Origin of the sequence: Neisseria sp. 23W00296 (genome assembly GCF_044772855.1) — a bacterium.
Taxonomy (GTDB): Bacteria; Pseudomonadota; Gammaproteobacteria; order Burkholderiales; family Neisseriaceae; genus Neisseria.
Genome location: NZ_CP173024.1, coordinates 635,069 through 655,663, shown reverse-complemented (window position 1 = coordinate 655,663; position 20,595 = coordinate 635,069). Strand labels below are relative to the sequence as shown.

The 20,595-nt window shown below is 57.6% G+C and carries 20 protein-coding genes and 1 pseudogene; 2 read left to right on the top strand and 19 right to left on the bottom strand.

Annotation, left to right across the window (positions count from 1 at the left end):
* Positions 1–57 precede the first annotated feature (57 nt).
* Positions 58–1,581 (bottom strand): threonine ammonia-lyase, biosynthetic, encoded by a 1,524-nt coding sequence (gene ilvA / locus ACG2K1_RS03360; protein WP_395428974.1) that lies wholly within the window; start codon positions 1,579–1,581, stop codon positions 58–60.
* A gap of 193 nt (positions 1,582–1,774) precedes the next feature.
* Between ilvA and ACG2K1_RS03355 the strand changes: the two genes are divergently transcribed.
* Positions 1,775–3,025 carry a D-alanyl-D-alanine carboxypeptidase family protein gene (locus ACG2K1_RS03355; RefSeq protein ID WP_094031219.1) on the top strand — a complete coding sequence of 417 codons (1,251 nt, stop codon included), beginning with the start codon at positions 1,775–1,777 and terminating at the stop codon, positions 3,023–3,025.
* 261 nt (positions 3,026–3,286) lie between these two features.
* A complete protein-coding gene (locus ACG2K1_RS03350) occupies positions 3,287–4,612 on the top strand; it encodes a CAP domain-containing protein (protein ID WP_395428973.1) in 1,326 nt (441 codons plus the stop codon).
* Between the two features lie 253 nt (positions 4,613–4,865).
* On the opposite strand, the gene ACG2K1_RS03345 is transcribed toward ACG2K1_RS03350, so the two are convergent.
* The 18 genes and pseudogenes from ACG2K1_RS03345 to folB all read right to left on the bottom strand — a co-directional run bounded on the left by ACG2K1_RS03345 (position 4,866) and on the right by folB (position 20,587).
* On the bottom strand, positions 4,866–5,372 hold the full coding sequence (locus ACG2K1_RS03345; RefSeq protein WP_009425104.1) for a GNAT family N-acetyltransferase: 507 nt from the start codon (positions 5,370–5,372) through the stop codon (positions 4,866–4,868).
* A gap of 110 nt (positions 5,373–5,482) precedes the next feature.
* The gene (locus tag ACG2K1_RS03340) at positions 5,483–5,872 is read right to left on the bottom strand and encodes a bleomycin resistance protein (RefSeq protein ID WP_395428972.1); all 390 of its coding nucleotides are present in this window, start codon (positions 5,870–5,872) and stop codon (positions 5,483–5,485) included.
* 320 nt (positions 5,873–6,192) lie between these two features.
* Positions 6,193–6,555 carry a hypothetical protein gene (locus tag ACG2K1_RS03335; RefSeq protein WP_009425108.1) on the bottom strand — a complete coding sequence of 121 codons (363 nt, stop codon included), beginning with the start codon at positions 6,553–6,555 and terminating at the stop codon, positions 6,193–6,195.
* A gap of 146 nt (positions 6,556–6,701) precedes the next feature.
* Positions 6,702–7,380, bottom strand: a pseudogene (locus tag ACG2K1_RS03330) (IS1595 family transposase).
* Positions 7,381–7,553: 173 nt separating this feature from the next.
* A complete protein-coding gene (locus tag ACG2K1_RS03325) occupies positions 7,554–9,179 on the bottom strand; it encodes an ABC-F family ATPase (protein WP_395428971.1) in 1,626 nt (541 codons plus the stop codon).
* A gap of 147 nt (positions 9,180–9,326) precedes the next feature.
* A complete protein-coding gene (locus ACG2K1_RS03320) occupies positions 9,327–10,370 on the bottom strand; it encodes an NAD(P)H-dependent flavin oxidoreductase (RefSeq protein ID WP_395428970.1) in 1,044 nt (347 codons plus the stop codon).
* Positions 10,371–10,440: 70 nt separating this feature from the next.
* Positions 10,441–11,547 (bottom strand): NnrS family protein, encoded by a 1,107-nt coding sequence (locus ACG2K1_RS03315; protein ID WP_395428969.1) that lies wholly within the window; start codon positions 11,545–11,547, stop codon positions 10,441–10,443.
* A gap of 105 nt (positions 11,548–11,652) precedes the next feature.
* Complete coding sequence (locus tag ACG2K1_RS03310; protein WP_395429029.1) at positions 11,653–12,345, bottom strand: ATP-binding cassette domain-containing protein; 693 nt, start codon at positions 12,343–12,345, stop codon at positions 11,653–11,655.
* A complete protein-coding gene (locus ACG2K1_RS03305; RefSeq protein WP_395428968.1) occupies positions 12,345–13,142 on the bottom strand; it encodes an ABC transporter permease in 798 nt (265 codons plus the stop codon). The genes ACG2K1_RS03310 and ACG2K1_RS03305 overlap by 1 nt, the downstream gene beginning before the upstream one ends.
* Positions 13,143–13,342: 200 nt before the next feature.
* On the bottom strand, positions 13,343–14,566 hold the full coding sequence (nqrF, locus tag ACG2K1_RS03300) for an NADH:ubiquinone reductase (Na(+)-transporting) subunit F (RefSeq protein WP_395428967.1): 1,224 nt from the start codon (positions 14,564–14,566) through the stop codon (positions 13,343–13,345).
* Positions 14,567–14,579: 13 nt separating this feature from the next.
* Positions 14,580–15,173 carry an NADH:ubiquinone reductase (Na(+)-transporting) subunit E gene (gene nqrE, locus ACG2K1_RS03295; protein ID WP_395428966.1) on the bottom strand — a complete coding sequence of 198 codons (594 nt, stop codon included), beginning with the start codon at positions 15,171–15,173 and terminating at the stop codon, positions 14,580–14,582.
* 3 nt (positions 15,174–15,176) lie between these two features.
* Positions 15,177–15,803: an NADH:ubiquinone reductase (Na(+)-transporting) subunit D gene (locus ACG2K1_RS03290; RefSeq protein ID WP_395428965.1), complete on the bottom strand. Its 627-nt coding sequence runs from the start codon at positions 15,801–15,803 to the stop codon at positions 15,177–15,179.
* Complete coding sequence (locus ACG2K1_RS03285; RefSeq protein ID WP_395428964.1) at positions 15,803–16,579, bottom strand: Na(+)-translocating NADH-quinone reductase subunit C; 777 nt, start codon at positions 16,577–16,579, stop codon at positions 15,803–15,805. Before ACG2K1_RS03285 ends, ACG2K1_RS03290 begins: the two co-directional genes overlap by 1 nt.
* Positions 16,572–17,804, bottom strand: a complete 1,233-nt coding sequence (locus tag ACG2K1_RS03280; RefSeq protein ID WP_395428963.1) for an NADH:ubiquinone reductase (Na(+)-transporting) subunit B — start codon at positions 17,802–17,804, stop codon at positions 16,572–16,574. The genes ACG2K1_RS03285 and ACG2K1_RS03280 overlap by 8 nt, the downstream gene beginning before the upstream one ends.
* 2 nt (positions 17,805–17,806) lie before the next feature.
* Positions 17,807–19,150 (bottom strand): Na(+)-translocating NADH-quinone reductase subunit A, encoded by a 1,344-nt coding sequence (locus tag ACG2K1_RS03275; protein WP_395428962.1) that lies wholly within the window; start codon positions 19,148–19,150, stop codon positions 17,807–17,809.
* Between the two features lie 264 nt (positions 19,151–19,414).
* Positions 19,415–19,621 (bottom strand): hypothetical protein, encoded by a 207-nt coding sequence (locus ACG2K1_RS03270; RefSeq protein ID WP_009425726.1) that lies wholly within the window; start codon positions 19,619–19,621, stop codon positions 19,415–19,417.
* Positions 19,622–19,738: 117 nt separating this feature from the next.
* A complete protein-coding gene (locus ACG2K1_RS03265; RefSeq protein WP_003770035.1) occupies positions 19,739–19,942 on the bottom strand; it encodes a cold-shock protein in 204 nt (67 codons plus the stop codon).
* Positions 19,943–20,236: 294 nt separating this feature from the next.
* Entirely contained in the window at positions 20,237–20,587 is a 351-nt protein-coding gene (gene folB / locus ACG2K1_RS03260) for a dihydroneopterin aldolase (protein WP_395428961.1), read from the bottom strand.
* Positions 20,588–20,595 lie beyond the last annotated feature (8 nt).

The window sequence follows — 20,595 nt, the reverse complement described above, 5'->3', positions numbered from 1 at the left end:
TGAAAAACCTGCGAAGCAGGTTTTTCAGACGGCCTTTGTGCGGTTCGCGCCGCAGGCTCAGCCGAGGAACAGGCGGTAGGCGGCGTTGCCGGTCTGGTCTTCGTAGGGGTAGCCGACGCTGTTCAAGAAGGCGGCGAAGGCGGCGTTGTCCTCGGGCGGCACGTCGATGGCGACGAGGATGCGGCCGTAGTCGGCGCCGTGGTTGCGGTAGTGGAAAAGGGTGATGTTCCAGCCGCTTTTGATGTGGCTGAGGAAGTGGCGCAGGGCGCCGGGGCGTTCGGGAAATTCGAAGCTGACGAGGTGTTCGTGGCGCACGTTCGGGCTGCGGCCGCCGACCATGTAGCGGATGTGGATTTTGGCGGTTTCGTCGTCGGTGAGGTCGGTAGCGGGGAAGCCTGCGGCGGCCAGTTCTGCGGCGATGGCGGCGCGGTCGGCGGCGCCGGTGGTTTGGATGCCGACGAAGATGTGGGCGGTGGCAGCGTCGCCGTAGCGGTAGTTGAATTCGGTGACGCTGCGGTTGCCCAGCAGGTCGACGAATTTGAGGAAGCTGCCGGGCTCTTCGGGGATGGACACGGCAAAGATGCCTTCGTTGCCTTCGCCCAGTTCGCTGCGCTCGGAGACGTGGCGCAGGCGGTGGAAGTTCATATTGGCGCCGCTGTTGACGGCAATCAGGGTCTGTCCTGTGCAGCCTTCGCGGGCGGTGTAGGCTTTGAGGCCGGCCAGGGCGAGGGCGCCTGAGGGTTCGGTGATGCTGCGGGTGTCGTCGTAGATGTCTTTGACGGCGGCGCAGATGTCGTCGGTGTCGACGAGGATGATTTCGTCGAGCAGGTCGCGGCAGAGGGCGAAGGTTTGTTCGCCGACGAGTTTCACCGCCGTGCCGTCGGCGAAGAGGCCGACGTCTTTGAGCTCGACGCGGCGGCCGGCATCAAGCGACTGTTTCATGGCGCAGGCGTCGTAGGTTTCGACGCCGATCACTTTGATTTCGGGGCGGACGTGTTTGACAAAGGCGGCGATGCCCGCCGCCAGCCCGCCGCCGCCGACGGGAACGAACACGGCATGGACGGGCTTGGGGTGCTGGCGGACGATTTCCATGCCGATGGTACCCTGCCCCGCGATCACGTCGGGGTCGTCGAAGGGCGGGATGTAGGTGAGGCCGCTTTGTGCGACAAGCTCTGTTGCGTGGTCATAGGCGTCGTTGTAGGACGTGCCTTTGAGGACGACTTTTCCGCCGAGGGCGCGCACGGCGTCGACTTTGATTTGCGGCGTGGTTTCGGGCATGACGATGGTGGCCTCGCAGCCGAGTTTCCGCGCGGAGAGGGCGACGCCCTGGGCGTGGTTGCCCGCGCTGGCGGTAATGACGCCGCGGGCGCGTTCTTCTTCGCCGAGCGCGGCCATTTTGTTATAGGCGCCGCGGATTTTGAAGGAAAACACGGGCTGCAAATCTTCGCGTTTGAGCAGGACGGTGTTGTTCAGACGGCCCGACAGGCTGCGGGCGGGTTCGAGCGGGGTTTCGGCGGCGACGTCGTAAACGGAGGAAGTGAGGATGCGGGTGAGGTAGTCGGAATGCGGCAGGGTGCTCATGATGTTAAGTTATTTTACGAAAGGTAAAACCATACCCGCGCGTCAGGGCGAAGGCAAGAAAAAGTTAGCAAATGCGGGGCTCGTGGGTATAATGCGCCTTTTTTTTACGCACATTCCGCGCGGCGCGCCGCCCCCTCTTTTCAGACGGCCTGCCGCAGCCTTCCAATCCCTCCGCCCTTCCTGCCGCATCATTATGAAAAAAACCGTATCCCTCACCGTGCTGGCACTCTGTGCCTCGCTCTCTTTTCAGACGGCCTATGCCGCCAAACACCGCCACAAATCGAGCAAACCCGCGGCCGCCGCGCCCGTCGAACAGGCCGCATCCGAACCCGACATTCTGCCGCCCGAGCCCAAGCCGCAGCCCTCGTCCGCACCCGAAATTGCCGCCGCCGCCTACCTCGTGCAAGATTTGCAGAGCGGCCAGATTCTCACCGGCAAAGACTTGGACAAACCCGTCGAGCCCGCCTCGCTCACCAAGCTTATGACCGCCTATCTCGCCTTCCAAGCCCTCGAAAGCGGCAAACTCAAAGCGCAGGACATGCTCACGCCGTCTGAAACCGCCTGGCGCGCCGAAGGCTCGCGCATGTTCCTCAACATGGGCAAACCCGTGTCGGTGGGCGACCTGCTCAAAGGCCTGATCGTCCAGTCGGGCAACGACGCCGCCATCACGCTGGCCGAAGCGCTCGGCGGCAGCGAAGCGGGTTTTGCCGAACAGATGAACGCCGAAGCCAAGCGCCTGGGCATGAACAACACCCATTTCATGAACGCCACCGGCCTGCCGGGCGACGGCCACATCACCACCGTGCGCGACCTTGCCATTCTCTCCGCCGCCATCATCAAAGATTATCCCAAGTACTATCCCATCTACTCGATGCAGTCCTTCAAATACAACAACATCGAGCAGCCCAACCGCAACCTCCTGCTCTACCGCGACCCGAACGTCGACGGTTTGAAAACCGGCCACACCAACACCGCAGGCTACAACCTCATCGCATCGAGCAAACGCAACGGCCGCCGCGTCGTTTCCGTCGTTGTCGGCGCCGACAGCATAGAATCGCGCGCGGGCGAGAGCAGCAAACTGCTCAACTGGGCCCTGCAGGCCTTCGACACGCCCAAAGCCTACGACGCCGGAAAAGCCGTCGCCCCCGTGCAGATTTACAAAGGGCAGAAAGACACCGTCGACACCGGCTTTGCCGAACCCGTTTACGTCACCATCCCGCACGGCGAAGGTGCAAAAGTGAAAACCGTGCTGGAAACCGTCCAACCCGTCATCGCGCCCGTGGAAAAAGGCCAGGTGCTGGGCAAGCTGAAAATCACCTACGAGGGCAAAGTGCTGGCTGAAAAACCCGTCGTCGCCCTCGAAGCCGTGGAAGAAGCCGGCTTCTTCGGCCGCCTGTGGGACGGCATCAAACTGTGGTTTAAAAACATGTTTGCCGACGAATAAGCCGCACACAGACACTGCGGCGGTATCCGCATACCGCCGCAGCCCCGTATCCGCCCGAGGCCGTCTGAAAGCCCGGGCGTTGCGTCATTTCCGAACCCGCTTAAAGCCCCGCAAAACAAACAAACCAAACCCAAACTACCGCAGCGCCGATTGGCCGGCAGCCCCAAGGATTTCCCATGAAACGATTCGTCATCTCCGTCATCCTCCTCTTCTGCCTCACCGTCGCCACCCTGGCCGTCGGTCTCTACATCCTCGAATAATATGCGCGCTCCCTCCATCCCCGGCTCCCTCAAAGCCCTCATCATCTGGATCGCCCTGCTGGCCGCCCTCATGTATGCTGCCGCAATCCTCACCAAACGTCCGCCGCCGCCCACCCTGTCCGCCCAAAGCGGACACGACGGCAAACCCCACGCCCGCCTCGACGCCCTCGGCTACCTCAACCTGCTGCGCCGCGAAGCCGGGCTTGACCCCTTCTCCCGCTCCGACGCACTCACCCGCTCCGCCGCCAAACACGCCCGCTACCTCAACGACTACCCCGAAGACATGCACGACGAAAACCACGCCGACAGCCCCCTCTACACCGGCAAAGAACTCGACGAACGCGTGGAAAAAACCGGCTACCTCTACCTCGGCGTACAAGAAAACCTCAGCACCGGCGCACACGCCGCCCCCATAGGCGAACAAACCCTGCAACACCAATACATCGACGGCCTCATGACCGCCATCTACCACCGCTTCTCCCTGCTCGACCCCGTAGCCGACGAAGCCGGCATCGCCTACTCGACACACAACAACCGCCACGCCCTCGTCATCAACCAAGGGCGGCGCGACGCCGAACGCCTGTGCCGCCTCAACCGCAGCGAAGAAGAGGCCGACGAAAGCCGCTTCTACTACTCCGGCCTCTGCCGCAACGGCGCCGTCTTCTACCAAGACGAACTCAAACTCAACATCCCCGACTACACCGTCTACCCCGTCGGCAAACTCGCCGCCCCCGTCTTCTCCAACGAAACCCCCAACCCCCTGCCCGACCGCGAATACAGCGGCAACCCCGTCAGCATCGCCTTCGCCGAAGGCGGCGAAGAACCCCAAATGATCTCCTTCGAACTCTTCAAAGGCAAAGAAAAAATCGGCAACACCCGCCTGCTCACCGCCGAAACCGACCCCAACAAACGCCTGACCCCCTACCAGTTCGCCCTCTTCCCCCTCGACCCCCTCGCCTACGACACCGCCTACCGCGCCGTCTTCCGCTACCGCCTGTTCGACTGGGAAAACGACGGCGACATCAAAGAACACACGGCCGAATGGAGCTTCCGCACCCGCAAACCCGACTACCCCTACTTCAACCTCAAAGGCGGCGAAAACCTCGCCGTCGAATCCGGCCGCAGCTACTACCTGCGCTGGCCCGCCCAAACCTGCCGCCCCGATTGCAGCCGCATCAGCTTCCGCGAATACGGCGACGCCGAAATCACCACCTACACCGGCGAATACGACGGCCTCATCGTCTCCGTCAGCGGCAAACGCGGCAGCGGCGTCCGCGTCAAACCCCTCTACGGCAACACCGGCGAAACCGCCCTGCTCGTACAATAAACCGCCGGAAACAACAGGCCGTCTGAAAACAAAAAATCCGGTTTTCAGACGGCCTTTTCCCTTGCAAATAACGGCAGCGCATACAGCACCGCAGCATACACGGCGTCGGAATCCGTCATCCGCGCCAAACAACGGACACGGTTTTAATGAACGGCAAAAACGCGTGTATCGCCTTGGAGCGGTACACGCGGCTTGGCCGGTTGCGGAAAACCGTGCAGGCCGTCTGAAAAGCGGATTGGCGCTTTCAGACGGCCTATTTGGTTTCTATCCAATAGCGCTCGATTCCGTCGCGGATGTCTTCCAGCGTGCCGCCGTTGGCAAGGATAACGCGGCGGCTGGCGGGGTTGCTGCTGCGGCAGGTAACCAGCAGGCGCCCGATGCTGTGGCGGCGGGCTTCGCTTACGGCTTGGTGCAGGGCTTGTTTGGCAATGCCTTTGCCGCGCTGCGCGGGGTGGACGCAGTAGCCGATATGGCCGCCGATCTGGCGCAGAAAATCGTTCAGCCGCAGGCGCAGGTTTAAAAAGCCGACGGCCTGCCCGTTATCGGCGAACATAACATATTGGACATACGGCACAAAACCTTCGGGCAGACCGCGCCCGTGTGCGGCTTCGCGGCAGGCGGCGAGCCAGTCGGCATAGACGAAGGTGTCGGCGCCGTGCCAAAAGCCGTCGGTGTCGCTGCCTGCGGCGGTGAGTTCGTCCAACAGGGCGGTAACGGCGGCCGCGTCGTGTTCGGCGGGGATACGCAGGGTGATGTTCATGGGTTTGCTTTCGTACAGGTGGCTTTGAAGCCGTCCCCGCCTGCGCGGGGATGGCGTTTCTGAAAGGATTGCTGTGCAGGCCGGATGCTCGAATCCGTCCCATACCTTGCCTAATTGGTAAACCTCAACAAATACCCGTTTGGGTCTTGAATCAGAAACTCGATTTGCTCTTCTGCGATGCCGTTGACTAAATAGGTTCTTTTGGTCAGCGGCCGGTAGGTTTCGATGCCGGCTTGTTTCACCGTTTCGTAGAGCGCTTCGACATCGTCGGCGGCGATGGAAAAATTGATGCCGCGCCCCAGCGGATAGGCCAATTCGCCCGTGTTCCAGCCTTTTTCGTGGATTTGCTCAAACATAAACTGGCTTTCTTGAAACGACATGAACACAAAGTTTTCGTCTGTTCGTTCGTATTCGGTTTGGAAACCGAGTTTTTCGTAGAAATCTTTGGTTTGCGCGATGTCGAAAACGGACAGTTCGGGGATTAGTTTGTTGAAATTCATAGCGGATTCCTTTGTTTACACAAAAGGCCGTCTGAACCTTTCAGACGGCCTTTGGAGCGGGTGGCGGATGTTGCATAGAACGCGTGCGTCGCAGGGGCGACACACCCTACGCATGACCCACGCTATGCTTGCTTATTTCTGCCACGCTCGCCACAATCGCCACACCGTCGCCAGCCCAATCACTAAGCCCAGCAACGCAGGCGCAATCAACGCGCGGGCAGATGCGCCGCTTCCCATTAAGCTAAACGCCACCTTGCTCAACGCCGCTGCGGCTAACACCGCCGCCAAGCCTTTGCCGCTGCGCTGCCAAGCCGCGCTAATCAGCAGCGTGAAATACGCCAGCACGGCAAGCGTGTATAGCCCTCTGTTTGCAGCGTCCAACCGCCGCGCAAAAAGGCGATTTCATCGGCAAGAAAACGGGCGACGTTGGCATCGGCAACCGCGGGCGCGGGAAACCATGCCATGCTGGTGAGCAGCGCGAAAATGCCCGCCGCCAGCCCCGCCCAACTGCGCCACCACGCCGCCAGCATAATGGGAACCAGCAGCAGCGGGCGGATATACCAGCTTAGGATATTATGATGGCGGGCAAACAGCCAATCTTGAAAGGCATGGTTGGTCAAGGCTTGTTCTACAAACACAATGGAAAGGGCGAGGAAAATAAGCGCGATGATGCGGCGAGGCATGGGGATTCCTTTTGGTTGGCGGGGTTGGGCAGCCTGAAATCTTTGCTCAATCTTAAATCTATACAACTGTTGTCATTCCCGTGTAGGCGGAAATCTTGGCTAAATTTTGGCAACTGATTACTTATAAGGGGCTTAGGAAGCAAAAATCATTTTAAAGGATCATTCCGCAACATTTTCAGCAGTACTTTGTACAAATCATCATGCCTGTGATTGAAGCGAAATTCAGTTTCTTTCAGATGCAAGTAAAACGTATGTTTTGCTACACCATGTTGTGTATCAGACGGTGTTTTGCATAACTCCAAAACGACTCAATACCGTTAATATGTTGCGCTCCACGAGCAAACTCATTTTGCCCGTGATACACCCTAAAATGCTTTGCAAATCCCATATCAATCAAACCATGATAACCGCGCCATCCGTCAGTATTGATGACGCTCTCAATGGAGATATGGCCGCGTATAACCTTTTGTAGCGTGGCTTTGGAGGCATCGGGTACGATTTCCGTATAAACCTTATCGCCCCGTTTGAGTACCCCAAAGACAATGGTTTTACCACCAGCACCGCGTCCGCGTTTGCCACGAATACGCTTCGCACCAAAGTAGGATTCGTCAAGTTCAACAACGCCATCAAAAGGAGTTTGCTGCTCGCATTCGGCAGCTAACCGTTGCGTAATTTTAAGAATAGCGTGTTGATACTTCTGACACTGATGCCAGTTAGTCTGGCAGTATCATAAGCAGTCAAATCCAAGGCAAATAGCCGTAGAATTTGACGAAATTGTGGTTCAGAAATTTTGCTGAACTTTTGGTATTTGTTTTTTAATTTCATTTCAGAAGCCTATCACTTATTTGGGTGATTTTGCTTCCTAAGCCCCTAATTTTTATCAGCAAGGTAAGTTGGGTTGTACTCCCAACTTTTTGATTGCCGGTCATGTTGAGTCTCGATCCAAGCTACACTGATGAAATATATGCAAAAAACCTTTCAGGCTGCCTTCTTTCCAATCAAACCCCTTTCTTCTCCAAATAGCTCTCATAATCCCCCAGATAATGCTCATACCCGCCGTTGCCGTCCAATTCGATGATTTGGGTGGCGAGCGAGGAGACGAACTGGCGGTCGTGCGAGACGAAAATCAGTGTGCCGTTGTATTTTTCCAGTGCCATGTTGAGCGATTCGATGCTTTCCATGTCCATGTGGTTGGTGGGTTCGTCCATCACCAGCACATTGGGTTTGAGCAGCAGCAGTTTGCCGTAGAGCATGCGCCCTTTTTCGCCGCCGGAGAGCACTTTCACTTGTTTGACCACGTCGTTGCTGCCGAACAGCAAACGTCCGAGCGTGCCGCGGATGACTTGTTCGTCGTCGCCTTCCTGACCCCATTGGCGCATCCATTCGGTGAGGTTCATTTCCACGTCGAAGTCGTTTTCGTGGTCTTGCGGGTAGTAGCCGACGTGGGCTTTTTCCGCCCATTTGATGCTGCCTGCATCGGGCGTGAGTCCGTCTGAATACTCGGCGTTGTACGCGCCTGCCAAGAGTTTCAGCAGCGTGGATTTGCCCGCGCCGTTGGGGCCGATGATGGCGAGACGCTGGCCGGCTTCCAAAATAAAGCCCAGTTTTTCAAACAGTTTTTTGTCAAACGATTTGGCAAGGTTTTCCACTTCAACCGCCTGACGGTGCAGCTTGGCTTTTTCGTCGGCTTCAAAGCGGATGTAGGGGTTTTGGCGGGTGGAGGGTTTGACTTCCACCATTTCGGCTTTGATTTTGTCCGCCTGTTTCAAGCGGCTGGTGGCCTGGCGGGCTTTGGATTTGTTGGCGGAGAAGCGGGCGACAAATTCTTGCAGCTCTTGCAGTTTTTCTTTGGCTTTGGCGTTGTCTTTCAGGGCGCGCTCGCGCGATTGGGCGCTGGCGAGCATGTAGTCGTCGTAGTTGCCCGGGTAGATGGTGATGGTGTTGTAGTCCAAATCCGCCATGTGGGTGCAGACTTCGTTGAGAAAGTGGCGGTCGTGGCTGATGATGATCATGGTGCTGTCGTATTGGTTGAGCACGCCTTCGAGCCAGCGGATGGTGTTGATGTCCAAGTTGTTGGTCGGCTCGTCAAGCAGCAAGACGTCGGGCTTGGAAAACAGGGCTTGGGCGAGCAGTACGCGCAGTTTGAAGCCGGGGGCGACTTCGCTCATCGTGGCGTTGTGCAGGCTCTCGTCGATGCCCACGCCGCTCAATAATTCGGCGGCGCGCGCTTCGGCGGTGTAGCCGTCGTATTCGGCAAACTTGGCTTCCAAATCGGCGGCTTTCATGTAGTCGTCTTCGGTGGCTTCGGGGTTGGCGTAAATCGCGTCGCGCTCGGTCATCGCCGCCCACATTTCGGTGTGCCCCATCAGCACGACATCCAACACGCGCATATCTTCATAGGCAAACTGGTCTTGGCGCAGCTTGCCCAGGCGCACGCCGTGTTCGATGGCGACTTCGCCTGCGGTCTGCTCCAAATCGCCGCCGAGGATTTTCATAAAGGTGGACTTGCCCGAGCCGTTGGCGCCGATCAGGCCGTAGCGGTTGCCTTCGCCGAATTTGACGGATACGTTTTCAAACAGCGGCTTGGCGCCAAACTGCATGGTGATGCCGTTGGTGGAAATCATGTTTTGAATCCTTTTGTTTCTGTTAATTTGCGTTATGAAAAATGGGCGGATTGTAGCATAACGGGGAAGGCCGTCTGAAAAAGGCCGTCTGAAAGCCGCGCGGCGTTTTCAGACGGCCTTTTGCCGTTTTTTTGTTTTCAGACGGCCTCAGCATGGCAACCCTTGCGCCAGACGCGCCACAATCTCCGCCGCGCTGCCTTCTTGCGAACGGGCGGCGTTTTGCCCCGCCCAAAACGGCGTGAAGTCAAACGAGCCTTGCGCTTCGGCCGCCGCACGCAATGCGCCCGCCGCCGCTCCTGCCAGCGGAAACGGCAGCGCGGCGGGGTTGGCCGGCCCCGCTTCGCGCATAAAACGGTTGACGATACCGCGTGCCGCGCCGCCGCTGAACAGATTGCTGACGGCGGTATCCTCCGGCTGCGCGGCCTGTATCGCCGCGCGGTGGGCGGGTTTCGTCCACGCTTCGTCCGCCAGCAGAAACGCCGTGCCCGCCTGCACCGCCGCCGCGCCCAAATCCACGGCCGCGCGCACCGCCGCCGCATCGGCAATACCGCCCGCAGCGACAACGGGCAGCTTCACCGCGCGGACGACGGAGGGAAGCAGGGCAAACAGGCCGCTTTGGCCGTTTGGGTCTTTGTCGAGAAACCAGCCGCGGTGGCCGCCCGCTTCCCAGCCCTGTGCGATCACCGCGTCCGCGCCCTGCCCTTCCAGCCAGCGCGCCTCGGCCACAGTGGTAGCGCTCGCCCAAACCTCAGCGCCCGTTTTTTTCACGCGTTCGAGCATAGGCTGCGGCGGCAGGCCGAAATGGAAGCTGACGACGGGCGGGCGGTATTGTTCGACCAGCGCCAGCGCGGCTTCGTCAAACGGCTGCCGCCCGCCGCTTGCGGGAATGTCGGCCTGCGTCAGGCCGTATTCCGCAAAAAACGGCTGCAATACCGCCAGCCAGGCCGCATGCTGCGCTTCGTCGGCAAACGGCGTGCGGTGGGCAAAAAAATTCACGTTGTACGGCATCGCGCCCGCTTCGTCGCGCATGGTTTGCAGCGCCGCCGCCAGCGCGTCGGGCGCATACATCGCAGCTGCCAGCGAGCCCAAACCGCCTGCACGGCACACGGTCAGAGGCAGCGCGGTATCGTGGGCAAAGGCCATCGGCGCCTGGATAATCGGGTATTTCAGCGAAGAGAGGATTTTCGACATGGTTTCTCCTTTGTTTACGGTTTTGGAGTAGAGGCCGTCTGAAAACCGAAAACGGGCTTTCAGACGGCCTTTATTCGGGGTCGTCGGTAAAGGCGTTTGCCCGAAATATCGGGATAAAGCAATACAGATAGAGCGCAAACGCGGCGGCAACGAGCGCGGCGGGTACAGTTATTAAAAACAGCGGATGCCAAGCCGACAGCACGGCGCGGCAGAGGGCGGCGGCAATCAGGCAGGCGAAGGCGGCACGGGCGGGTGCGGGGTAGTTCAGCCCGGCAAAGCCGCTGTGGCGCAGGCCGGCGGTGAGAAAAACCAGCATGATGGCGCCGAGCATCGCGCCGAGGGTAATCAGGTGCAGCGGCGCGCCCTGCAGCCTGCCTGCGAGCGTGTTAACACCCAGCCACAGATAGCCTGCGGCGGCGGAAAGCTGGATAAGGTAGTAAAACACGATGTAGTGGCGGCGCAGCAGCTCCCAATGGTGCAGCTCGCGCAGCTTGGCGAGAATCACAAAGCCGACGGCGAGTGCGCCGAATCCCGCCGCTTCGGCAGGCAGGCGCAGCTCGGCGGCGGCGTAGAGCAGCAGAAACAGGATGGCCATGTTTTTGTAAACGAAATTGGGGATGAACACCGGATCTTTCAGACGGCATGATTTGAGTGCCTCCGCGCCCAAAACCACGCTGACGCGGAAGGAAACCAGCATCACGGCGGCGATGTTGAGATGAATCAGGCTGCGTAAAAGCGCGGGATTGCCGCCTGATGCATAGGCCGTCTGAACGAGGGCAAACAGCAGAAGCAGCAGCAGGATGGCGAAATTGTCGGTATTGCGGCCGCGCCATACGCAATATGTGCAAAACGCAAGCAGCAGCCACCAGCACGCGGCCACGGCAAACGCGGCGGCCTGCGGCCAAAACGGCAGCGCAAGGGCGGCGAAAAGCAGCGGCGCAAAAAGCGCGAAGCCGATGTTTTTCAGACGGCTTGTGTAGCCCGTCCAGTCCGGCACGGCGGTTAATAAAAATCCGCTATACGCCGCCGCAGGCAGCAGCTGCAAAAACACCAGGCGGTGAAACAATACCGCGTCGGCACGCAGAAAAAACGAAGCCGCGCCGAACACGGCCGCCGCTGCCGCCGCTGTGAAAAACGGGCGCATCGGGTGGGTGAAAAACAAGTTGCGGGTGTTCAAGTTAAAACCTTTGTAATGCGTTGCCTGTCCTGAACCCTCCCCCGCAAAGGCGCGGAGGAGAGAATTGTAGCGTGGCGGTCGATAGTAGCAGGCAACTGTTTCAAATCATTCATAATATTTTACGCCGCCAAATTCCCTTGCCACGGCGGCTTCTTCGTAGGCCGAATCGCGCGAAGACAGCGGCTCGGGCAGGAAAATGGTTTTTTCCACGCCCATGCCTTTGGGCGCGAGCAGCATGATTTCGCGGCTCAGGCGGGCGGCCTCGAAGCGGTCGTGCGTAACCAGTAAACACGCCCAGCCTTCGCGCTCGATTTTTTCCACCAGCATCGCCGCCAACACCTCGCGCAAATCGCGGTCGAGGCCGACAAAAGGCTCGTCCAGCAAGGCCAAATCGCAGCCGCACAGCATCAGCCGCAAAAACGCCACCCGCTTGGCCATTCCGCCCGACAATTCGGACGGATATTTGTTCAAATCGCCTGCCGTGAGGCCGACTTTTTCCGCCAGCACAAGCACGGCTGCTTCGTCGGCGCGCTCCATAAACACGGCGATATTCTGCATCGCGGTGAGGTTGTCGAGCAGGCGGTTTTCCTGAAACAGAAAGCCCGTTTTGCGGAAAGTGTTGTTCAGACGGCCTGATTTGGGCGTTTCCAAACCCGCCGCCAGCCGCAACACCGTCGTCTTGCCGCAGCCGCTGGGGCCGAACAGCGTTTTCACTTCGCCCGCGTCCAGCGTCAGCGAAAAATCGCGCACCACTACATCGCGCAGGATTTCAAAACGCAGGTTTTCCAACACCAGCATCATCGTCTCCACGGCATAAACAAAATTTCCAAAGGCTTGACAAACAGGTACTCAAACAGCGACACAAAGGCAATCACCAAGACCACATAAGCCATCACGCTTGAGGTTTCCAGCATTGCCCGCGCATCGGCAATCCGCGCCCCGATGCCCTCGCTTGCGCCCAACAGCTCGGCCATAATCACCACTTTCACGCCCATCGCCACCGCCACGCTGATGCTGGAGAGCAGATAGCCCGTAAGGTGCGGCACATACAAATAGCGGATTTTTTTCAGACGGCCTAAGCGGTAAGCGTCGAACAGTTCTTCGTTTTTCTTATCCACGCTGGCCATGCCCGCTGCCGCGCTCGCAAAAGTGAGCGGCGCCACCAAAACAATCACGGTAAACAGCACGCTCGGATTGCCAAAACCGAACCAAAACAACGCCATCACCACCCAGATAATCGGCGGCATCGCCAGCAACACCGTAATCAGCGGTTTGAGCAGCGCCATCGCCGTTTTAAACCGCCCCGCCAGCAAACCGGCCGACACGCCCGCCACTAGCGCGATGCCAATGCCCGCCGACGCGCGCCACAGCGACACGCCCAATTCCGCCGCCTGAAATTGTTTTAACAATTCAAATGATTGTGCAAACACGGCCGAAGGCGCGGGCAGCATAAATTCGCCAAACACCGCGCTGCCCCACGCCCACAAGGCCACCGCCGCCATTGCCACGCCCAAGCCGGCAAAGCCGCTCCAAAGATAGTCGGCAATGTAAAACAACACGGGCTGGGGCTTGCGGATTTTGTCGGTTTTAATCATGGCTTTTGCGGTTTGCGGCTTTCAGACGGCCTCGAAGGCGGAAGGCCGTCTGAAAAGATGGGTTTGGGATTGTGTCAGGCGGGTATTGTAAATACCACTTTACACTACCGCCCGCAAGGGTTTCAGACGGCCTTTTGGTTTCAGACGGCCTGAAAAAATGCGTGGGAAGTGTTGCTTCCCACGCATTTTTTCATTGTCTGCTACCCTCCAAAATCGTCGAGCAGGATGTTTTCGTCTTCCACGCCCAAATCTTTGAGCATTTTGATGACGGCCTGGTTCATTACGGGCGGGCCGCACATGTAGAACTCGCAGTCTTCGGGGGCTTCGTGGTTTTTGAGGTAGTTTTCGTATAACACGTTGTGGATGAAGCCGGTGTAGCCGTCCCAGTTGTCTTCGGGCAGGGGGTCGGACAGGGCGACGTGCCATTGGAAGTTGTCGTTTTCGGCTTGCAGGCCGTCGAAGTCTTCGACATAGAACATTTCGCGTTTGGAGCGCGCGCCGTACCAGAACGAGATTTTGCGTTTGGATTTAAGACGTTTGAGCTGGTCGAAGATGTGGGAGCGCATGGGTGCCATGCCTGCGCCGCCGCCGATGAAGACCATTTCGACATCGGTATCTTTGGCGAAAAATTCGCCGAAGGGGCCGGAGATGGTTACTTTGTCGCCGGGTTTGAGCGACCAGATGTAGGACGACATTTGGCCGGGAGGGACATCAGGCATACGCGGCGGCGGAGTGGCGATACGCACGTTGAGCATGATGATGCCTTTTTCTTCGGGGTAGGAGGCCATGGAATAGGCGCGCAGGATGGGTTCGTCAACTTTGGAGACGTAACGCCAGAGGTCGTGTTTGTCCCAGTCTTCGTGGTATTCCTCGGGGATGTCGAAGTCTTTGTAGTACACGGTGTGCGGCGGGGCGTCGATTTGGATGTAGCCGCCGGCACGGAAGGGGACTTCTTCGCCTTCGGGAATGGCGAGTTTGAGTTCTTTGATGAAGGTGGCTTTGTTGTCGTTGGAGATGACGGTGCATTCCCATTTTTTGACGCCGAACACTTCTTCGGGTACTTCGATGTCCATGTCGTTTTTGACGTTGACCTGGCAGGAAAGGCGGCAGCCTTCTTTGGCTTCGCGTTTGCTGATGTGGGAAAGCTCGGTGGGCAGGATGTCGCCGCCGCCGCTTTTGACGATGACGCGGCATTGTCCGCACGAGCCGCCGCCGCCGCAGGCGGAGGGAACGAAGATGCCTTTGCCTGCAAGCGCGCCCAAAAGTTTGCCGCCTGCGGGCACATGAATGGCTTTGTCTGCGTCGTCGTTGATTTTGATGGTTACGTCGCCTTCGCTGACGAGCTTGGATTTGGCAAACAGAATCATCAGTGCCAAGGCCAAGACGATTACGGTAAACATCACGATGCCTAAGATAATTTCCATGTCCGCTCCTTCCTTATAGTTGGATGCCGGAGAACGACATAAACGCCATCGCCATCAGGCCGGCGGAGATGAAGGTGATGCCCAAGCCTTTGAGGCCTTTGGGGGCGTCGGAATATTTCATTTTTTCGGTGATGCCCGCCAGCGCGACGATGGCCAGCATCCAGCCGAGACCGGCGCCGAAGCCGTAAACAACGGATTCGCCGAAGTTGTATTCGCGCTGCGCCATAAAGGATACCGCGCCGAAAATCGCGCAGTTTACGGTAATCAGGGGCAGGTAGATGCCCAAGGCGTTGTAGAGCGCGGGGACGAATTTGTCGAGAAACATTTCGAGAATCTGCACCAAGGCGGCAATCACTCCGATGAAGGTGATGAATTTCAAAAAGGTCAGATCCACGCCTTCGACAATCGCGCCGTCTTTAAGCAGCGAGTAAACGAGCTGGTTGGCGGGTACGGACAGGCCGAGTACGAAGGTTACTGCCACGCCGAGGCCGAATGCGGTGGAGACTTTTTTCGATACCGCCAAAAAGGTGCACATGCCCAAGAAGAAAGACAGTGCCATGTTTTCCAAGAAGACGGATTTAACAAAGAGGCTTAAGTAGTGTTCCATGATTTATTTCTCCGCCTGTTCGGGTTTCCAGGTACGCAGCCCCCAAACGAGGAAGCCGATGAGGAAGAACGCGCTGGGCGCGAGCAGAAACAGGCCGTTGGGCTGGTACCAGCCGCCGTCTTGAATGGTTTGGAAGACGGTATAGCCGAACAGTTTGCCCGAGCCGACCAGCTCGCGGATGGTGGCGATGATGATGAGCATCATGCCGTAGCCTGCGCCGTTGCCGATGCCGTCAACCAGGCTTTCGAGCGGCGGCTCTTTCATGGCAAACGCTTCGGCGCGACCCATCACGATACAGTTGGTGATGATGAGGCCGACGAACACGGAAAGCTGTTTGGACAATTCATAGGCGTAAGCCTGCAAAAGCTGGTCGACCAGCGTTACCAGCGAGGCGACAATCGCCATCTGTACGATGATGCGGATGCTGTTGGGGATATAGTTCCGCACCATCGAGATGAAGAAGCTGGAAAAGCCGGTTACGAGGCTTACCGAAATGCCCATCACAACGGCCGTCTGAAGTTTGGTGGTTACCGCCAAGGCCGAACAGATGCCCAATACTTGCAGAGCAATCGGGTTGTTGTCGATAAAGGGGGAAAACATCAAATGTTTCAATCGTTTCATATCAGCCATTATTGCGCTCCTGCTGATTTTAATTTGTTCAGATACGGAATGTAGCCGTTTTCGCCGAACCAGTAGGCAAACGAACCCTGCACGCCTTTGGTGGTGAGCGACGCGCCGGAGAGGCCGTCTACGCCGTGCTCTTTGTCCGCGCCCGCGCCTTTGCCCACATGGATGGCCAGTTTGCCTTGTTCGTCAAACAGTTTTTTGCCGACGAATTTCTGCTGCCACAGGGGGTTGCCGATTTCGCCGCCCAAGCCCGGGGTTTCGCCCTGGTCGTAGTAGGTGATGCCGTTGATGGTGTTGCCGTCGGGTTGGATGGACACAAAGCCGTACATGACCGACCACAGGCCGTTGCCGTGCATGGGTAATACGATTTGGCTGACTTTGCCCGCATCGTCTTTCACCAGATAGATTTCGGTGTATTTGGCGCGGCTTTTGATGTTGGCCAAATCGTCTTCCGGCTTGATTTGGATGCTTTGCGCGGGGTCTTTGGCAGCGACGCGCGCGCTAAAATCGGCAGGCGCGTCTTTGACGTATTCGCCGGTAGCCAAATCGACCACGCGCTGCTCGATACGTTCGGCAAACACTTTGCTGATGTCGGTGTTTTTGTCCAGCAGTCCGGCCACGCTCAAAATGTAGCCCTGCTTGTCCTGTACCTTTTTGGCCGTCTGAACCGGTTTCAGGCCAACAACCGCACCGGCCACAATCACCGAACAAATCAGGCTCACTACCAATACGACAATCAGCGTGCCGCTGAAGCTGTCTTTATCGAATTTCTTAGCCATTGCTGCGCGCCTTTCTGCGTTTGATGTTCGCCTGTGCGACGAAATAGTCGAAAATCGGGGCAAACAGGTTGGCAAACAGAATCGCCAACATCATGCCTTCGGGGTAGGCGGGGTTGACCACGCGGATTAACACGCACATCACACCGATAAGCGCGCCGTACCACCACTTGCCGGTGTTGGTAAAGGATGCGGACACGGGGTCGGTAGCCATAAACAGCATACCGATGGCAAAGCCGCCCACTACCAAATGCCAATACCAGGGCATGGAAAACATCGGGTTGGTATCCGAGCCGATGGCATTAAACAGCGTCGACATGGCCACCATGCCGATCATCACTCCTGCAATGATGCGCCATGAGGCGATGCGCGCAAACACGATGAACGCGCCGCCGATTAAGAGTGCCAACGTGGACACTTCGCCGACGGAGCCGGGCATATGGCCGATAAAGGCATCCATCCAAGTGAGCGGCTGGCCGGTAACGGCGTTTTGCAAACCCGCTGCGCCGCCGGTTGACCACTGCGCCAGCGCGGTTGCGCCGGAAAAGCCGTCCACGGCCGTCCAAATCGTGTCGCCGGTCATTGCGGCCGGATAGGAGAAAAACAGAAAAGCGCGGCCTGCCAGCGCGGGGTTCATAAAGTTTTTGCCCGTACCGCCAAACACTTCTTTGGCCACAACCACGCCGAAGGAAATGCCCAACGCGGCCTGCCACAGCGGAATGGTCGGCGGCAGAATCAGCGCGAACAGAATCGAGGTAACGAAAAAGCCCTCGTTGATTTCATGTTTGCGGATTGTGGCAAACAACACTTCCCAAAAGCCGCCCACCACAAACACGGTAGCGTAAACCGGCAGGAAGTAAACCGCGCCGAAGAGCATTTTCGACAACACGCCCGCACCGGCCGACATATTGATGCCCAAGGCGTTGGCCAGCGCGTAATGCCAGTTGCCCGCGATGTTTTGCGCCAGCATTTCGGCAGAGGCCGTCTGAAACGCCTGGTCGCCCACGTTGTACATACCGAAGAACATGGCGGGGAACAAAGCCAGCCACACCATAATCATCATGCGCTTCGAGTCCATCGCGTCGCGGACGTGCGCTGCTTTGCGCGTTACCGCGCCCGATGTGTAGAAAATCGTGGCAACGGCTTCATAAAGCGCGTACCAGCGTTCGTGTTTGCCCCCGGGAAGAAACTGGGGTTCGATTTTTTCCAAAAAATGTTTCAAGCCCATGTTCAGCCTTCCTTCTCGATGGTTTCCAGCACCTTACGCAGCAACGCGCCGTATTCGTATTTGCCCGGGCACACGAAGCTGCACAAAGCCAAATCTTCTTCGTCAAGCTCCAGGCAGCCCAAAGCCTGCGCGCTGTCGCTGTCGCCGACAATCAAATCGCGCAGCAGCAGCGTGGGCAGAATGTCGAGCGGCATCACGCGCTCGTAAGTGCCGATGGGCACCATCGCGCGGTCGCCGCCGTTTTGCGCGGTGTCGAATTTGAACAGCTTGCTTTTCAGGAAATGGCCGAGCGTGGTGCGCGTGATGGAATATTTGTCGGGTTGCGGCGCAATCCAGCCCATAAATTCCTTGTTGCGCCCCTCTTCGATAACCGAAATCTGGTTGTGGTAGCGGCCGAGATAATCGTGTGCGCCGGCCGCAACCGCGCCGTTTAACACCGAGCCGGAAATCACACGGTTGTCGCCCTCTTCCAGCTCGCCCGCGCACAATTCGGACACTTTCGCGCCCAAGAGCGTGCGGAGCAAACGCGGTTTCTTCACCTGCGAGCCGCCCAAAGCCACCACACGGCTGTTGTTCAGACGGCCCGTGGCAAACAGCTGACCAATGGCAATCACGTCTTGATAACCGATGGTCCACACGGTTTTATTCAGGCCGACCGGGTCGATAAAGTGAATGTGCGTACCGCTCAAGCCCGCCGGATGGGGGCCGGAAAATTCGTGCACGGCGATATTGGCCGCGTTTTCAGACGGCACATCCGCGCCTGCCGCCTTGCACACATTCACCGTGCGCTCGGTAAGGCGGCTCAACACCAGCAGGCCGCGTTTGAAATCTTCGGCGTGCTCTTTGATGATAACGACGGGATCGGCCGCGAGCGGATTGGTATCCATCGCGTTGACGAAAATCGAAGCCGGAGCGGCATCGACAGCGGGAATTTTGCTGAACGGGCGGGTACGGAAAGCCGTCCACAAGCCCGACTGAATCAGATTGCGGCGCACCGCGTCGCCATCGAGCTTGGCCAGCTCTTCGGGCGCATAGCGGTCGAACTCGATTTCGCCGTCGCCCTCAAGCCGGATAACCACCGACTGCAACACGCGCTTTTCGCCACGGTTGATGGCGGACACCACGCCCGCCGCCGGCGCGGTGAACACCACACCCGGATTTTTCTTGTCTTCAAACAATACTTGGCCTTTTTTGACGGCATCGCCCTCTTTGACTTTCATCGAGGGGCGCATACCGGCATATTCTTCGCCAAGCAACGCGATTTCGGTAATGGCAGCACCGTCAAAGACGGTTTGTTCCGGCCTGCCCGCAATGGGCAGATCCAAGCCTTTTTTGATTCTGATCATAGGTCTGCATTACTTTTGGTAGGTTTAAAAAATACAGCAGCCGCCGACTATTCGGGTTGGCGGCATTCTTATGGCTTTGTTTTTCCGCCTGAAAACAGACGTAATGTAAAGATTGTTTACAATATAAGCCCGCCGATTTTACAGGAAGCGCCTTTTTTTTGCCATAGCGCTGCTGCTTTTTACAGCAGATTCCATGAAGAGGCCGTCTGAAAACGGCTGCGCGGCGGCGGCGGGTTTTCAGACGGCCTCTTGGCTCGGAAGCGTTCAGCGCCCGTCGAAAAACTTCTTGTAATACCGATCGATACGGCCGATGGTAACGGCGTCGGTCGGGGTCAGGATGCGCTGCTGCAAAGTCAGGCGTATCAGTTCTTCGTCTTCTTTTTCGGCTTCGGCGCAGTCGGCCGACTGGTTTTTGCGCAGATAATCGATCATCTCGGCAAGCTGGCGTTTCGCCTGTTCGAAATCGGACATGGTTTTCCCTTTTTTCTTTTCTTACGGATAAACAAATCTTACAGATAAACAAACGGCGGGTATGAAACCCGCCATAGCGTTTGAAACCGGACAAACCGGCCAATCGGATACTGATGCTCAGGCTGCCTGGATATTGGCGGCTTGCAGGCCTTTGGGACCGCTGGTTACATCAAAGGAAACTTTCTGACCCTCTTTCAGGGTTTTGAAGCCTTCCATATTGATGGCGGAGAAATGTGCGAACAGATCGTCGCCGCCTTCGTCGGGGGTGATGAAACCAAAACCTTTTGCATCGTTAAACCATTTAACAGTACCGGTTGCCATAAATTACTACTTTCTATATTGAAAAATTGATAAAACCAAGCCGGACGGGGTATTACCGTAAGACGCATTTTCCGTTTTAGAGTAATTGTCCGAGTCGGGCTTAACCGTCTTTTTACCTATGTTAAGCAATGTAGTCAAGCAATAAACGGGGAAAATCGTTTTTCCCCGGCAAAAAACGCAAAAAACAACAGTTATCGAATAAAACTGCCTGAAATTCAGGCAGTTTCCCGTATCGCTGCGTAAAGAGGCCGTCTGAAACGGGCATTGCCGCCCGTGCAGACGGCCTTGCGTTTTTCAGACGGCCTTTTCCCGCTCGATTTCCACGCCGACTTCGTGCACGTCGGGCAGGATGCCAGGCTTGACCAGCCGCACCCTCACCCACACGGCGGGAAAGTCGGAGAGCACCAGATCGGTGATGTGTTCCGCCAGCGTTTCGATCAGGAAAAACTGCTGCCCGTGCAGGCTTTCGCGCACCGCTTCGCACACTTCGCCGTAGTGCACCGTGTCGACGATGTCGTCGCTACCGCCGCGCGGGGGCAGGCCGATGTCGAGATCGATAACGAGCGTTTGCGGCTGCCTGCGCTCCCAGTCGTACACGCCGATCAGGGTATCGGCCTTCATGCCGCGGAGGAAGATTTTGTCCATTTTGCCGC